7 protein-coding genes are annotated in these 17,208 nt (G+C 39.7%); 4 read left to right on the top strand and 3 right to left on the bottom strand.

Going from position 1 to position 17,208, the window contains the following annotated elements; genetic code table 11:
• Window positions 1–85 precede the first annotated feature (85 nt).
• From AC0UMU_RS04375 to AC0UMU_RS04365, 3 genes are read right to left on the bottom strand one after another with little or no spacing between them, the layout of a single operon-like run.
• Window positions 86–4,897: an endo-beta-N-acetylglucosaminidase gene (locus AC0UMU_RS04375; RefSeq protein ID WP_473979879.1), complete on the bottom strand. Its 4,812-nt coding sequence runs from the start codon at window positions 4,895–4,897 to the stop codon at window positions 86–88.
• A gap of 26 nt (window positions 4,898–4,923) precedes the next feature.
• Window positions 4,924–6,678, bottom strand: coding sequence for a SusD/RagB family nutrient-binding outer membrane lipoprotein (locus AC0UMU_RS04370; protein ID WP_473979878.1), 1,755 nt, complete (start codon window positions 6,676–6,678; stop codon window positions 4,924–4,926).
• Window positions 6,679–6,693: 15 nt separating this feature from the next.
• On the bottom strand, window positions 6,694–10,050 hold the full coding sequence (locus tag AC0UMU_RS04365) for a SusC/RagA family TonB-linked outer membrane protein (RefSeq protein ID WP_122337364.1): 3,357 nt from the start codon (window positions 10,048–10,050) through the stop codon (window positions 6,694–6,696).
• A gap of 379 nt (window positions 10,051–10,429) precedes the next feature.
• Here AC0UMU_RS04365 and AC0UMU_RS04360 point away from each other — a divergent pair, with 379 nt between their 5' ends.
• From AC0UMU_RS04360 to AC0UMU_RS04345, 4 genes are read left to right on the top strand one after another with little or no spacing between them, the layout of a single operon-like run.
• Window positions 10,430–13,672 carry a SusC/RagA family TonB-linked outer membrane protein gene (locus AC0UMU_RS04360; RefSeq protein ID WP_472301067.1) on the top strand — a complete coding sequence of 1,081 codons (3,243 nt, stop codon included), beginning with the start codon at window positions 10,430–10,432 and terminating at the stop codon, window positions 13,670–13,672.
• Between the two features lie 19 nt (window positions 13,673–13,691).
• Window positions 13,692–15,116 (top strand): SusD/RagB family nutrient-binding outer membrane lipoprotein, encoded by a 1,425-nt coding sequence (locus AC0UMU_RS04355; protein ID WP_288640103.1) that lies wholly within the window; start codon window positions 13,692–13,694, stop codon window positions 15,114–15,116.
• Window positions 15,117–15,135: 19 nt separating this feature from the next.
• The gene (locus AC0UMU_RS04350) at window positions 15,136–15,666 is read left to right on the top strand and encodes a hypothetical protein (RefSeq protein ID WP_288640104.1); all 531 of its coding nucleotides are present in this window, start codon (window positions 15,136–15,138) and stop codon (window positions 15,664–15,666) included.
• A gap of 42 nt (window positions 15,667–15,708) precedes the next feature.
• A complete protein-coding gene (locus tag AC0UMU_RS04345) occupies window positions 15,709–17,121 on the top strand; it encodes a calcineurin-like phosphoesterase C-terminal domain-containing protein (RefSeq protein ID WP_288640106.1) in 1,413 nt (470 codons plus the stop codon).
• Window positions 17,122–17,208: the final 87 nt, after the last annotated feature.

Raw genomic sequence — 17,208 nt, 5'->3', positions numbered from 1 at the left:
AAAATTAGCATTAAAAAGATAGGGGCACGAGGTTTATACTCTTGCCCCATAACTACAATATTAGATATTCAATTTGCAACCGACATTACTTGACAGTCACTTTCTGTACTTTCATGTCGTTTTCCGTATCAATAATCAGCAAATATACACCAGAAGACAGGTATCCCATATTCAATTCGCACCGGTCACTTTCTACCGCTACTTCTCGCAACAAACTTCCTTGCAAAGTCAGAATTTTTACCATACGTATTTGTTCTGCCTCAATAACCAAAACTCCTCCTTTTCTCACCGGATTAGGATAAACTTTGCAAGCAACAGTTTTCACATTTTCAATTCCGAGAAGCGGATCATCGGAAAGAACCGAAACATTCACATCAGATGACGTACTCCATTTCCCGTTTTCAAAAACGATACGAACTCCGGTAGTTCCTTTCTTCAGGCCTCTCAGTTCAAAAGTTATTTTTTGTTGTACCTCATCATACATTACTTTGGAAACCTTTACTATATTTCCATCTTGAGCAGATACAGAAATGTCAAAATTCTCTTTTTGAGAAGCGCCACCCAAACTATAGGAAGTTTCCAAAGTCTTTGATTCTCCACCATTCAATGTCACGGCTTCGATCGGTGAAACAGATAAAGTATTAGAAGGAGTCTCTCCATCGGACGATGATTCTCCGTACACTTCGATCTCTCTCAATGCAACAGCCATACCATACTCATTATTTTGTGTCAACTGCAACTTAACATAACGTCCCGTCATCGGAGAAGGCAAGTGATAGTCAAACTCCATGTGACGATACTTGTTAGGTGTTTCATATTCTGACGAGCGCTTCCATGTATAAACTTCTTGATAAGACGATTCAGAATCTTCAGAACCTATAAAAATCTTAACTTCCCCAGGAACAGACACTGTACTCCAAAACACGGCGCCAAATACTTTTATATCAGATATCGAGGCTTCACTCTCCAAATCAATCACCACCGTAGATTTTGTATTATTCTGCCACGACGGTCCACACCAAAGATTATTAAAATCGGCACTTCCATCACCCTTAATCGGTTTAATACCATCGACAAGTGTCTTAACATCTGCCTTTCCGCCTCCGGAAAGCGGAGTACCAGTCGCACTTACATGCGATTCCGTAATTGACTTACCTAAAGCTAAATTGCCTCCAGAAAATACGACAACCGAAAGATTGGTACAAACCTGCCAATCTCCATTCTTCAATGCAACTACCAAATCAGCATTACCAGGTGTTTTACCCTCAATATCCAGCAATATCTTTCGAGCATCTTCATCATAACTGGCATTAACTATTGCAACATCACTTCCCGATACACTTTTTAACCGAGAAACGACCTCAAGATTATCTTCTACCGACATGTCGCCAAGATCTACCGGTATCTTCTTTTTCACAGATTTCCCCACCTCGATTTTCACACCGTTCACATTGCCAATAAGCAAAGGATTTTCTTTATCTGTTTTAGCAAGGACCTCTATCTCCTGCAAGAATACTCTTCTCTCATCATATCCTGTTACCTCCAAACGCACATAACGGACCTGACGACCATCAACGGGAAGCACGACTTCATTTATCTCCTGAAGATTCTTATTTTCAAACCATGCAACTGAAGCATAAGCACTCTCTTCATCGGTTTGAGCAGTATATACTTTCACTTCACTCGGGAAATAACAACGATTACCTACAACATTATAATCCGCCGGCTCAAACATAAACTTAATAACCCTTGCATCGTAAATTTTCCCCAAATCGATTTTTACCGAGAAAGTCTTCCACCCGGCCCAAAAAGTCGAGCGATTACCATCAGTCAATGCATTTTCCGGTTTCAAGTTTGGTTCGTTAAGTATTGCACTCATGGCGTCTTTCATTACGATTGACGGTAGAGCTCCTCTTGCAATATTTATCAAGCTAAGGTCTTCGATCTTAACTTCAAAAACAGAAGATTTCACCCAATCACCGTTCTTGATAGAAACTTCCACTTCTGCCGTTCCTATCTCAAGAGAGAGCATGTCGAAAGAAATTTTATTCTTTACCTCATCATGTCTTATGTTTTTAATCTCCAATAAATCAGGACGATCTGTTTTTACTTCAATGTTAAAGTTTTCCTCTTTTTCCGTACCACCGAATCCATAAGAGAATTCTTTCTCCGCAGATTCACCCAGCCCCAATAACAAATTCTCAGACTTATCCAAAGTCAACTTCGTTGCAACACCATAGGCTTCAAATTCCCATATACGAATAGTAACCGGTTCTGTAGAATAAGGGACAAACTTAACATAACGGGCTATCGTTGGTTTTACCCAAATTGTTTTTTCCGTAGCCGGATTACTTCGTTCATCGGCAATCAATGTCCAATCTACAGCATCATTGCTGACATATATTTTATACATGGAGATATTATCAAACTCCGGTTCTCCCTGTTTACAGTCTATAATACGGAACTTATATAACTTATAAGATTCTTGCAAATCGACAACCACCCAATGTTCTTTCTTACCACCGATGCACCATTTCTGATGCACATCCGAGAAATTTTTAGTTACACCATCAATCAAATGATATGCCTCTTCTCCCGCCAATTGTCCACTTACCGAGTGAATCTGCTTATCAACGCTCACCACTTTGAGATCATCGGCATTATTTGCGACTTCAACAAACGCTTTTTCGGTTATTTCAGTAGTCCCGGCTTTGTTCGTCACTTTCACTCCTATATCGAATACTCCTGCCTGAGTAAATTGAACAGAAATCTGTCCGCCATTTCCGGTTTTACGAGCCGAAGAGGGAAGAATCCACTCATATCCAGTCGGATTATCTTCCGTTTTTGCATACAAAGTTACCGTTCCGTTTACAGGAATCAACGTTTGTGAAGCCGAGAGAACAACTTCGGGAGCAGCAAGATCACGATAATTCACCGATGCCGAGACTTCCGCTCCTTCACGCATATCTTTAACTACTGCCGTCACAGATACCGTAACTCCTGTCTCCGAATCGCTACTACGGTTGAATTTAGGAATATAGAATCCTTCATCACGAGTTTGTCCCACCAATGATTTCACACCGTTTCTTTGCAGATAGATATTATAGTGATCAATATCTTCAGATTTCGGAGCATCCCATACTACACGTATATCTCCGCTATTGGCAGCCAACTTATTCTCAATCTTAAGATTTTCAACACGAGCCAATTCCGGATAATACCCTTGCGGATAAACAGCCAATTGACCCAACAAAACTTCATAAGAAGACAGATTCGAAGAAGAACGGAAATTCAATGCAATAATAGAAACCGTTTTCCCCTCCAAAGAAGACAAATCTCCCTCAGCTACTGTCCATCCGTTATTCGTCGAGACAGTATTTAATGTAACGGTAGCAAATTCATTAGCATTCTCAGAAATACCCAACTTGGCATCTATAACCGCTCCCGAACCTTTATATACCAATTGAATCTTATCTCCCGAAGCAATTGCCAAACGAGTCTTATAAAGACGCATGATATGGTCAGCATCAGCACTCAACGCCCCCGATACCTTGACCGATGTCCCCATATTATAAGCATCATCAAGATAGATATCAGCCGAAAGAGTTTTATTATCAAACCACCAGCGCCAAGTAGGCATAATTGTCTGCATTCCACGATGATACCAGTCATGATTTCCCTTCTCTTCTCCGTTTACAAAACGTTTTTTCCCTAAACCTGCACCAAATGTCGTTACAAAGGGTTTGGTCTGAATAACCGAACGCTCCAATATCGTATTCGCCAAGCCTGGCCATGTAGAAGATCCCCAAGCCGAATTATCGGAAGGATCCCCTTTCGCATTTGTCCAAAAGCGAGACTCGTTTTGAAATACCTCCTGCATTTTCTTATATTGTTCAGCACTGCCGTTCACGGGATTTTTTCGAAACTCATCCACGACTTTTTTCCAAATTCCCTCCTCCGGGTTAAAGATATTGGGCGATCCTCGATGTCCGGTAGAAGTAAATAGATTTGAAAATTTATCCGCATTTCCGGTAAAACCGTTTATTGCAGATTCGATTCCGAAATACAGTTTAGAAAATGCGATATCTGCCATACCTGCATTCTTTACCGCCTGCATTTGAGACTGAATATTCGACACGGTATTGCTTCCATAATCCAAAAAATAAGATACCCCGTCCATTTTCACCATATCCATATAATCTCCTACAACAATATCGTTATTATACCATTGTATCTCCATATATTCCTTTCCTCCCGCTTTCTTGCACTTATTAAAGGTCTCGATAAATCCCATCCAGTCTCCCGGCAAAGCGCCATGAAGTTCTTCATTGATAAACCAACCGTCAAAGCCATAATAATCGGCTATCTCATACAACTTACGGGCATATGGGTATTCTCCGCCTTCTTTAGTCAACATCTGACGCAACCATGCCGGATCTCCAGAAAAAGCCCTAGGTGGAAAAAACAACTGACCCAGAACTTTTACTCCATTCATGTGCGCTACATCCACTACCGGAGCCGAAGGAGGTATAATAATGCCTTCTCCTGCAGATCCACCCCACCAAATCAGCAAATCCATATATTGCCAATAAGTAGGATTATATCCGAGAATATTGTCCGCATCCTGAGAAGGAGTAAGACTGCATTCAGGATTCATTGTCAAACAAGCCGCCACACGGGAATCTGCAAATTGAGAAGAGTTCGCTTTCACCGTATTATCCCAAAAACGTGGTTGAAGAGGAACTCTACTCCTATTAAATTTCGCATCTTGGTCATCCGAAGGCTTCCAGTTCTTAATATTGTCCGGATGCCAACATGGACTATATGGCTGTTGCGCAACTGCACTGCCTACGCCCAAAATAACAAAAAGCGTAATAAATAACTTTTTAATGTTCATGATATAATTTATTTTACAGGTTTTGATTATCTGAAATTATTCGGCTTTACACGCTCTCCCTGATCATTATTCGTATCAGAAACGTCCCAGAAAATACGTTGAGCCTGACTATCCCGATATTTTACCGGTATATTATCGAAATTATGCTCAAACTCACTATTCGAATACCGTATGCGCTTAATAAACTTCCCTTGAGGAACATCAGAAGAATAATTTCCGCTTTTTGTCTGAAAATCCATCAGCCGAGGATAATCGGTACGACGGAATTCCGCCCACGCTTCATTCCCGTTCGGGAAAACAGCCAACCATTTTTGAGTAATAATTTGTTCCAACATGCCTTCTCTATCATTCTTTTCAAACGGGTTATCTTCATCTTGCAAACAATGCAGCATCATTATATATACATTCGTTTTCTGAGGCAGAATTTTATAATAATCCATCGAAGCTTTAATTCCGGATTTAAAATACTCCAAGACATCTCCTTCGACCCATCCGCGAAGAACTGCTTCCGCCAACAAAAACTGACATTCGGCATACCCCAACCATACAGACTCACGAGAAAAACCAAACCAATTCATATCTTCCAAAACTTTCGGAGCAGTTTGGTTGCAGCGCAATACAGAATGCTTCGAACTCTCTTTATGAATAATATCCCGACTACCTATCACACATCCGTTAAAATCTTTACTCGTATCCTCGATATTATTCTCAAGAGAGGCATACGGTGTAGGACGATACCATAATATCTCCATACGCGGATCTTCAAAATCAGCCAGACCTTTATATGCCAACTCAATATCCTTAGACATAACACAATCTCGGTAATTGGTAGAACACAAAGCAAATATATTCTCGTCTCCTCCGGAATCGATACCGCCAAGTGCAACCGGAGCATAGTCGGGGATAGTCACCATATTATCCTCTTGACCTTTCATCACACCTTCAGGAGCAGAAAGTGCGGCCAAAGCTTCCCTTTTGGCCCATTCGGGATTTGCAACAGATATCCTCATTGCCATACGCAGACGGAGCGTGTTGGCAAAGCGCATCCATGCCCGTTCGTCACCACCATATACAAAATCTTCTGTCTTAGTAAACTTAAATTCGCATTCTTCAGGGCGCATATTCTCTACCGCCTGGGCCAATATACGGAAACACATATCATAAACTTTCTCGGCATCATCATAATGCACCTTCTCAGGAGCCTCCCAACCACGTACATATTCAGAGAAAGGAATAGGACCGTACGTATCAACCATCTGTACTGTTAAAAATGCCATATAGATGCGGGAGATATAATAAGCATTCTTATACTTCTCCCTATCAACATAATAAAACGGCCGTATCAGCTGCGCATACTCCTTTACCCTTTCCTTATAGAAATGGTCCCAACGCCGACCGCTATAATCTTCAGTATAAACATATCCAGGAGAAGAACTGAGGAAAGCAGTATTATTACAAGCAAAATACCCCCCATACACATCATGAGATAGATTAGTCGTACGTTGATAATCGTTATACATCCCCTGATATAAAAATTTCTTAAATGTCGCAGGTGCATTTCCTATAATCGTTTTCAGATATTCTAACTCCTGCTCACTTACGGTAGCATTCAGATCAATATCAGCGAGACCTTCATCCAGATCTTCCGGACCGCTAACCACATATTCCGGATTTAGAGGATCAGTATTTATCTCATCAAAACTATCTGTACAAGCAGTAAATATGCTCATGATAAAAGCCTGTACAACAACACATAAAAAGAATTTCATATTATGTAGCATAATTTAGTCCTTAATTTAAAATGAAACATTTACAGAGAAACCAAACGTACGGGTATAAGGTACAGCCAAATAGTCTATCGCTGACGAATACATATTAGTATCGTAACCTCCCTCAGGGCTAGTTCCCGGTGTATGTTTCAGCAAATAGCACAAATTTCTGGCGACCAATGAAAGTCTGAGATTTGTAAAAGGTGTTTTCTTCAATAACGTTTTCGGGAAACTATAAGACAACGCCAATTCTTTCAATTTTATATAAGAAGCATCATAAATAAACTCTTCAGCAAAACCATCCGTAGAACCGATAAGCTTATAATAATCTTCGGCTGATACCGGTTTTGTATTTTTTTCTCCAGAAACAGTCACACCATCAACGATTATATCCGTACGTTTTGCCGTACGTTTTGCCGTACCATAAAATGTTGCCATTGCCTCTGTCACAGAAACGATATCCCCGCCAAACTTCATATCAAACAAAGCCGACAAAGTGAAATTTTTATATGTAAAAGAGGGTGATACCGACATCAACAAATCTGGCTGGATATTTCCAATAGCCTTAGGATTTTTTTCCGAATTTACCAAAGGTAATCCGTCCTCACCTACGATAATACGACCCTCAATGTCTCGCGCATAACTTTTCCTCGGGAAAATATCGCCCAACTTCCCGCCAGAAAACGCTCCTACATTGACCAACAACTTTTCGGAATTATCAAAATCCATACGAGATACGCCATCGGCAAGTTCTTTCACGGTAGAACGATTATGTGCCAAGTTAACACCCAGATCGAAAACAAAGTCCTTTGTCTTTACCGGAGTCGAATAAATCATCAACTCGAGACCTTTATTTACTATATTTCCGGCATTAATACGTTTCCATGCATAGGCTCCACTCATGGGAACTTTCATCACCTGGTTCTTTGTATCGCTATAATAATATGTAAAATCAAATCCTAAACGATTGTCAAAGAAACGCATATCCAGTCCGGCTTCATACGATGTAGCAATCTCCGGTTTCAGATTTGCATTTTCCAAAACATCTACGGCTGCTGCTTCCGGACCGTTCGGTGTCTGATGATATACAAAGCGGTTGTACAATTGATAAGGGTCTGTATCCTTACCCACTTGAGCAAAAGAAAGACGCAATTTTGCAAAATTTAACCATGAAGGCAGTGAAGCATCCATTTTTCGGACAAAATCGGATATAACATAGCTCACATTTACCGATGGGTAAAAATAAGACCGATTATCGGAAGGCAGTGTCGATGACCAGTCGTTTCGGGCAGTTAAATCAACCGACAAATAATCATCCCATGCAAACTGAAACGTCGCAAAAAGAGAATTTACCCGCTTACGTTCAAACGCTTGTTCCGAAGCATTAAAACCAAGTGCCGAATTCAATACCCAATCGTCTTTTTTCCGCATATTACGGGCTGTACCCAATAATCCTTCAGAACGCATATCCATAAAATTCGCACCTAATGAATATCCCAACTGCACCCGATCTCCGACTTTATTGCTTCCAGTAAGCATAAGTTCTACATTTTGTTCAAAAAAATTATTTTCACGAAGATTCATTTCATCAGCCAATACCTCTTTTGTATAATCGGTACGGTCTGAATCGAACAACTGAGTACGATAATAATCGAACATATATTTCCCCGAGAAATGTAACCACGAAGTGAAATTCAACTTCAGATTATAATATCCGAAAGCCCGCCAACGATCATCATAATTGTCTCGTTGATTATTGATATAGTAAGGATTAAGATCGGTATTACTCGGACCAAACCAATTAACATGTTCACTGGTTTCAGTACGATAATGTTTCAAATCATCAAGGCTTACGTTATTAGGGATCATCAACAATTGGGCAATCTCGCCATATTTACCAAAATAAGGGCGATTATCTGCTTTCGTCCTCGACAAGGAGATCTTTGAGTCCATACTCAAATATTTATTAAAATCTGTCCCGGCTTTTAAGTCAGCATTATATTTCTGCAACTGTTCTTGGTGAAAAACCCCAGAACTCTTCACATATCCGAATGAAGCGCGGTAATTACTCTTCTCAGTAACCGTACCGAATGAAACATTATGATTTTGAGAAAACCCTGTTCTGAAATAGTCCTTTAAAGGATCTCCATATTTCTTATAATTACGGATCTCGCCATTCCATGCAATAAATTCATGACCATCCAATAAAGATCCCCAACTCCCCGACTTAGAAGCATCGGCAACTCCACCTTCTCCCTGGCCATAAACATCTTGCATATCAAGTGTCTCAGCAACTTGAGTCCAAGTGCAACTGCCAGAATAAGAGACACCCCAACCATCGCTTTTCGTTCCTCTCTTAGTCGTGATCAAAATAACTCCGTTACCTGCCCGGGAGCCGTAAAGTGCAGCGGCATTAGGACCTTTCAAGACTGAGATAGATTCTATATCGTCCGGATTGATATCAACCGAAGCTCCACCTCTGTCAAAGCCTCCGTATTCCGATGCAGTAGAATTATTCATATCACTAAAAGGCACTCCATCCACAACCCATAAAGGCTGATTATTATCCGACAAAGAAGAATTACCACGAATAGTGATCTTCGTAGATCCATTAAGTCCTGTACTAGAAGTATTCATCTGCAATCCTGCAACTTTTCCCTGCAACGCACTCGTTACGGATGGATCTCCGGTTTTATTCAGATCTTCACTTTTCAATTCTTGCACAGCATAACCCAACATTTTTTTCTCTCTTTTGATACCCAAGGCCGTCACGACAACCTCCGAAAGCACTTTATTATCTTCTTCTAAAGTTACATCGACGGTAGTCTGATCTTTAATTTCTACACTAAACGGACGATAGCCCACATACGTAATTTTCAGTTTTGCACCTACAGGAACGTCTAAAGCATATCTCCCGTCTATATCTGTTGCAGTACCGGTGGTAGTACCTTCTACTACCACGCTGGCACCGATAACAGTTTCCCCTTTCTCATCCTTTACGACTCCGGATATATGACGTTTTGCCGTCTTCGATCCTGAGCTTCTTTTAGAAAGAAGGACTATCTGACGATTCGATATTTCAAAATCCAGATTCGTATCCTTCAAAAGGGCTGTCATGAGACTTTGCATATTTACATCCTTTACATCCAGCCTGACCTTTTGATTTACATTTACATTCTTTTCATCATAAAAAAATGTATAATCACTTACCTTTTCTATACGTGAAAGAGCTTCCCGAAGAGGAATATCCGAAAACGAAAGTGTAATCTTTCCGTCTTGTTCGGCAGCATAAATCTGCGAATGAACACCAAATGATAAAATGAAAATAAAGAATGCAAGTCGCCACAACTTACTAATTGATTTTTCTATTTCTCTGTACTTCATGCTGATTAGATTTATAATCTGTTATCTTCTTTTATTTATTGCCGGAATGGCCGGTTCCGGCAAACAATTATTTCAAGTTTATAAGTACCGCAAACTATCGGTATGTTTTTCCGGTACATTCAATTGTATGACACAGGAATCTGTAATAACCCCTATAAGAGAATGCGATTTTTTTACCGTTCTCCCATAAATACCTTTTGATCCTTCAATAGTCCTTCCAAAAATCCGGTCCGATATTTCCCTTATATATCTATCATATAAGATATTACACTTTCCAAAACTTTCTTTTGTAATCTAAAAGCAATATTTTTTTCACAGAAAAGTCATACTATAAAAATATCCGTCAGATACTTTTGACGTATCAAAAAAATACACCATTATGACAAAAAAAGCTTTCATTCTTTTATTGAATTTAATGGCACTGACAGTCCATGCACAGACAGTCATTAAAGGAAAAGTTATCGATAAAAACGATTTACCGCTTACAGGAGTCAACGTTTCGGTAAAAGGAACAAATCAGGGAACGATAACGGATATTGACGGGAATTTTTCTCTAACATGCAAAGGAACACCTAAGAATACAGACATGATTGTATTCAATTTTTTAGGTTATGAAACAAAAAACATTCCATACGAAAAAATGAAACAGAATGGGACGATCCGATTGAAAGAGAAGAATGTCTCTTTGAACGATGTCGTTGTAACAGCTTTAGGCATTAAAAGAAACGAACGTGGATTAGGGTATTCAACCACAAAACTGGAAGGAGATGATATTACCAAAGCCATCTCAGCCAACTGGTCACAAGGGTTAGTAGGGAAAGTTGCCGGACTGAGCATTAATGCCCCGTCCGGTCCATTAGGCTCCACAAGAATTTCTTTACGTGGAGACGTTTCTCTGAATCAAGGCGGAAACAATGCCCTGATTGTTGTAGACGGAGTCCCGATGAGTGCTCCTATGCTCAATTCAGGAAACGCCCTTGCTGCCACATCGGAAGCGTCAATCGACTTCGGAAACGGTTTTTCAGATCTGAATCCTGAAGACATAGCCAGCATACAAGTGCTGAAAGGAGCCAGCGCGACTGCGTTATACGGCTCTCGAGCTGCAAACGGTGTCATTATGATCACAACTAAAAACGGTAGCGAACAAGACAAAAAGTTGGGAGTTTCATTCTCTTCGAATACAAGCATCGAGAATGTCTTGATGTGGCCGGATTATCAATATGAATTCGGACAAGGGCAAGCTACCAATATAGGACCGGAAGGCAGTATATATGCCGGACAACACTATTATTCCTACGGTGATGCTCCCGATGGCACATACACCGGAAACGGAGGAACAAGCAGTGCTTTCGGACCTCGGTTCGAAGGACAGTTATTCTATCAATATGATAAAGACAAACAAGACCGGGCCGATGAGCCTACACCATGGAGAGCCTATAAAAACAACCGCAAAGACTTGTTCCGGTTAGGCTATACAACGACCAATTCGCTTTCCATATCAGGGAACAACGATCGGGGATCGGTAAGGGCATCCCTGACACATATGAAAAATAACTGGATATTGCCGAATACCGGTTTTCAACGGGTCACAGCTACATTATCCGGACAGCAACAGGTTTCCAGATTATTAAGTCTTAACTATCGCACCACTTATACTTGGCGTAAAAGCGACAATCTTCCTTCGGTAGGATATAGCAGCAATTCTATTGCCTATTTCCTGATATTCCAAAATCCGAGTATCGATTTAGACTGGTACCGTACCATGTGGATAAAAGGAGAAGAGAACGTCACCCAATCACAACCGTTCAGTAAAAATATAGGTAACCCTTTCCTAACATTGTACGAATGTGTAAACCCGACAGAAAAACACTCCAACATATCGATGCTTTCAGCCAATTTAAAACTCAACAATCATTTTGATTTTATGATTCGCTCGGCTTTTCAAATGGAAAACGATATACGGGAACAACACCGTCCGGTAAGTACCGTCGGATTTGCCAAAGGTTATTTCAAAACACAAAATATTTTCAACTACGAGTTGAACAGCGATGTTTTACTGACATACCACAACAGCTTTTCCAACGGACTCACATTAAATGCTGCTGCGGGTGGAAATATGATGGTGTATAAAGTAAATATGCTGTCTAATGCAGCCAATGGATTGATTACTCCCGGAGTTTATAAACTGGCAAATGCGATATCTTCTATCGAATGGGATCAGAAAATTCTTAACAAACGTGTGAACAGCATTTACTTTACTGCAAACTTAGCATATAAAAATAAATTATTTTTGGATATAACCGGACGCAATGACTGGTCTTCTACTTTACCGAAAAAAAATAATTCGTTCTTTTATCCTTCTGTCTCGGTAAGCACACTGTTGAATGAATGGATAATGATGCCGGATAAAATCAATCTGCTCAAACTACGGGCATCATGGGCCCAAGTCGGGAACGATACCGACCCATATAAAACTTCGCAATATTACGAAACGACCAATTTCGCAGGTTCTGTAAAATTGCCATCGACACTATTTAACGCTGACTTCAAACCTGAAATTTCAACCAACTACGAAGTAGGAATGGATTTCAGGACTTTCAATAACCGTTTAGGTATAGATTTCTCATATTATCTCAATAGAACAAAAAATCAAATTCTGGATGCTCCGATGGATCCCACAACCGGATATTCCAAAGCAACCATCAATTCAGGGGAAGTGCAGAATATGGGGTATGAAATAGAATTAAACGCCATGCCGGTAATAACAAATGATTTCAGATGGACAACCCGATTCAACTGGTCAAAAAACAAAAATAAGATACTGTCTCTATCGGAAACTGCCGATGAAAACCAGTTGATCAGTAAAATCGGTCCTGCTTCTATCATAGGTAGAGTCGGCGGCACGGTCGGAGATATTTGGGGATACAAATTTAAACGGACAGAAGACGGACAAATGATCATAGACGAATCGGGATTACCGGTATTGACCGATGAAATAGAATATGCCGGGAGTGCTTATCCTGCATGGAAAGCCGGGTGGTACAATGAGTTTAAATATAAAAACTTCACATTAGGCATACTCATTGACGGACAATACGGCGGAAAAATATTCTCCGCAACCAATATGAGATTGGGTATTCAAGGAAAAATTAAGGCTACACTAAACGGCCGGTTACCGGGAACTCCCCTTTATATTGCAGGAGACGATCCCCGCATAGCTGATGCAGGATTATCCCCGATAGGAGGATTATATGTTGTTGCCCCGGGAGTCGTAGAAAACGCAGATGGCTCTTATAGCCCGAACACAAAACTCGTCACAGCTCAAGTTTACTACAAAGAATATTATGATCAAAACGTAGAAGCAAGTTTATTCGATGCGTCGTTCTTAAAAATACGGGAAATACGTATAGAATACGAATTCGATAAAAAATTACTCCGCAAGACTCCTTTAAGCCAAGCTTCTATTGCTTTATACGGAAGAAACCTCTTCTGCTTTACGGATTATCCGGTTTTTGATCCTGAAACAGCGGCATTGGATGGAGGTAATATCGTTGTCGGAATCGAAGCCGGCTCATTACCTTCGACTCGTTCTTTCGGCGTGAATTTAAATGTGAGTTTTTAATTGATCAAAAAATATCTATATGAAAAAAAGCATTAAAAACATTTTATTAGGAGGGACTATTGTCGGCTGTCTGCTATCGGGATGCACGCCGTTTGACGAATTGAATGCAGACCCTACCCGACTCAATGAAGCCAATCCGGGCTCTTTCTTAGACCCGATACTATACAATATATCTATTTTCGGTTGGAAACGGTTCAACGACTATACTTATGAATTGATGGGAAATGTCATCGACTATCGGGGAACGAACGGTCTGGGATGGTGGTATGTCTCCGACAGTGAAGGAGATAATACGTGGAGTACCTACTATCAATGGCTGGCAAATGCTAAAGCCATGGGAAAAGAGGCTGTAACATTAAATGAGCCGAACTATCAAGCGGTATCGAAAGTGTTGCAATGCTATATGTTCGATATTCTGGTTTCGACTTTTGGCGATGTCCCGTATATCGAAGCCTGCCGTGGCGATGAACAGATTTATTATCCCGCTTTCGATAAACAAACGGATATATATAAACATATTTTACAAGAATTGGAAGAAGCCAATTCATTATTCGACACATCCGACAATCTAAGATACAATACATCGGGAGATTTACTTTATATGACTACTGACGGGACAGGTATCTTGAAATGGAAAAAATTCGGAAATTCATTGCGGTTGCGGATTTTATTAAAACTGCTGAATGCTCCGGAATTCGATGCAGAAACCGAGATACAAAAAATAATAAACGACCCTGATGCCTACCCTATTTTCGAATCGAACGATGATGCGGCATGGGTCAATATATCCGGAGTATATCCTCAAGAAGGGCCTTTGGACAGACCTAATAATATATCCGGTTATCGGGCATGTTCCGAATTTGTTATTAATACGTTAAAGACTTGGAACGATCCGAGACTTCCGGTATTCGCGACAAAACAAGGAGATGATTATATCGGATGGCCGGCAGGTTTTGCTGTACAGCCAAGCGGGAAAGCCTCAGCTCCTCCCAAAACGTTAGCTACCGCCCCTATGAAACTAGTCTTGATGTCGTATGCAGAATTATCCTTTATCAAAGCTGAATTAGCCCAAAAAGGGATTATCAGTGAAGATCCCCGGATGGCTTATGAAAATGGAGTAAAAGCATCTATCGAGCAATGGGGAGGAGTAATGCAAGAAAATTATTTCGATAACCCGGAAACTGCATATAATGGAACATTAGAAAGAATTATGACTCAAAAATACTTTGCCCTCTATTTCTGTGACTATCAACAGTGGTTTGAATATAATCGTACCGGACTTCCCCATATTCCCAAAGGTGACGGAATCCCCGAAAATCAAGAAATAGCACACCGTCTCAAATATCCGGCAATTTTACAACGGACCAATTTAAAAAATTATCAGAAAGCCAAAGAAAATATGGGTGGTGATAATTTTACGATAAAACTTATTTGGCAACAATAGAAACTTTATCCAATAGATTATGAAAACAATAATTATAATTTGTCTCTGGGGGCTAACCCTTCCTTGCTTTTGTCTCGACAAAACAGCAAATGAGGTCATTTCAAAAAGAAATGTAGAAAATATAGATTCTGAGAAAAAAGAAACTTCCAAAAAGAAATATACTTTTCTGATATATGAGAGTGAAAATAAAAGCACATTCAATATTCCCCATTATCTGGGAGAACCTTGTGCTTCTAAATGGAGTGCTTTCCAGACAAACTATACTCGTGTATATGACCAAAACATCGGTTTTTCCAATACGACCGTAGAATTTGCCAAACCGGCAGTTTATCACGCTGTAACGAAAATAAACAAGTATGTAATAAAATCAGTAAAAAAGGGGAAAATGACAAAAGAAAAAGCCTCAAAACTATTATGTTATATACTGGATTGTGCCAACACGATCATATACGAGCCCGACACAAAAGCATTAGAAGAAGAACTGTCCTCTACAAAGGAAACGTCTCTCTTAATAAACATCTTTAAACAAATAGAACTTGTTAAAGCATAATAAAATATTGGTTATTTCATCGCAAAACAAATCAATCAGAAAATGAAAAAATTAAAATTAGTATTGCTTTGGCTCGGGATATTCGGTTTTTGGACTGTGAACCAAGCCTCCCAAGCCCAAACACCTATAAACGGGAAAGTCGTAGATACACAAAACCGTCCTATACCCGGTGTAGTAGTCAATAATGGCATAAATTTTACAGTTACCGACCAAAATGGAACGTACTCATTGCCTACCGATATAGAAAAATGCCGCCATATCAGCATTTCAGTTCCGGCCGACTATTATATTCCGGTTAACGAACTGAACCTTATAGAATTTTATAAACCGATAAAAAAAGAAAAAAGTTCAGACTCGTATAATTTTACATTAAAGAAAAGAGAACGGATCGAAAAAAAGTTTACCTATCTCGTTTTTTCAGATCCTCAGCCTAAGAACGATTTTCACTTTGTCCGTTTCTTTACAGAAACTGTCCCCGATGTAAAAAAATTCTTAAATACCAAACAAGGAGATGTTTATGGGTTTGTTGAAGGAGACATTGTCAGTGATGCTCTACACCTATACCCATTATACACCAGTGCTATCGCTTCATGGAATATCCCTATGATGCATGTTATAGGCAACCATGATTTCGATCAAAAATTTGCGGCATTCAGCCATACAGGAAACAAGAAGAAATATGCAGAGCATGAATACGAATCTTTTTTCGGACCGACAGACTATTCTCTGAATATAGGAGATATTCATATCATTTGTATGAAAGATATCGATTACTTGGGAAATAAAAAATACAATACTCGTTTCTTAAAAGAACAACTGGAATGGCTAAAAAAAGATTTGAGCTATGTAAAACCCGGAAGTACAGTATTTTTAAATGTGCATGTTCCTCTATTTAATATGCTCAAAGACAGTCAATCCAATGCAAAAAGCGTTTTATCTATACTCCAAAAGTTCAACGTACATATTTTCTCGGGACACACCCACTTTCATAAAAATGAGATCTTGGCAAATAATATTTACGAACACAATGTAGGAGCGGTATGCGGATTCCACTGGCAAGGGAATAGCAGTCGTTGCGGTACTCCGAACGGATATATGATCGTCGATGTAGATGGAGATAATATTCGCTGGCACTTTAAGCCGACTGGTCACGACTTGAACTATCAATTCAAAATATATAAACCCGGAGAATTTTCCTCTCAAGCAGAATATATCGTCGCAAACGTTTGGGATTGGGATAATACCTATAAAATAAATTGGTATGAAGACGGTATTTTGAAAGGATCAATGGAACAATTCTCGGATATCGATCAGGACTTTATCGATTCTGGCAGAGTAAAAGTTTATAGAACGGACCATCTTTTCCGGGCAAAACCTTCTTCTACAGCAAAAAAAATTAAAATAGAAGTCATCAATCGATTCGGAGATACGTACAACGAAACAATAGAATTGTAATAAATATAGAAAGAGTCCGACCGGTATACAATATGACATGAACCCCAAAAGTTGGACAAAAAACTTTCGGGGTTTTGTTATGTCTAA

It is taken from the genome of Coprobacter fastidiosus (assembly GCF_982245605.1).
This window is presented reverse-complemented; position numbering and strand designations above follow the sequence as displayed.

What these genes read in the sequence shown, in the direction of transcription:
- AC0UMU_RS04375 (WP_473979879.1), bottom strand. Translation starts at nt 4,897, where the DNA reads ATGAACATTAAAAAGTTATTTATTACGCTTTTTGTTATTTTGGGCGTA.
- AC0UMU_RS04350 (WP_288640104.1), top strand. Translation starts at nt 15,136, where the DNA reads ATGAAAACAATAATTATAATTTGTCTCTGGGGGCTAACCCTTCCTTGC.
- AC0UMU_RS04360 (WP_472301067.1), top strand. Translation starts at nt 10,430, where the DNA reads ATGACAAAAAAAGCTTTCATTCTTTTATTGAATTTAATGGCACTGACA.
- AC0UMU_RS04365 (WP_122337364.1), bottom strand. Translation starts at nt 10,050, where the DNA reads ATGAAGTACAGAGAAATAGAAAAATCAATTAGTAAGTTGTGGCGACTT.
- AC0UMU_RS04345 (WP_288640106.1), top strand. Translation starts at nt 15,709, where the DNA reads ATGAAAAAATTAAAATTAGTATTGCTTTGGCTCGGGATATTCGGTTTT.
- AC0UMU_RS04370 (WP_473979878.1), bottom strand. Translation starts at nt 6,678, where the DNA reads ATGCTACATAATATGAAATTCTTTTTATGTGTTGTTGTACAGGCTTTT.
- AC0UMU_RS04355 (WP_288640103.1), top strand. Translation starts at nt 13,692, where the DNA reads ATGAAAAAAAGCATTAAAAACATTTTATTAGGAGGGACTATTGTCGGC.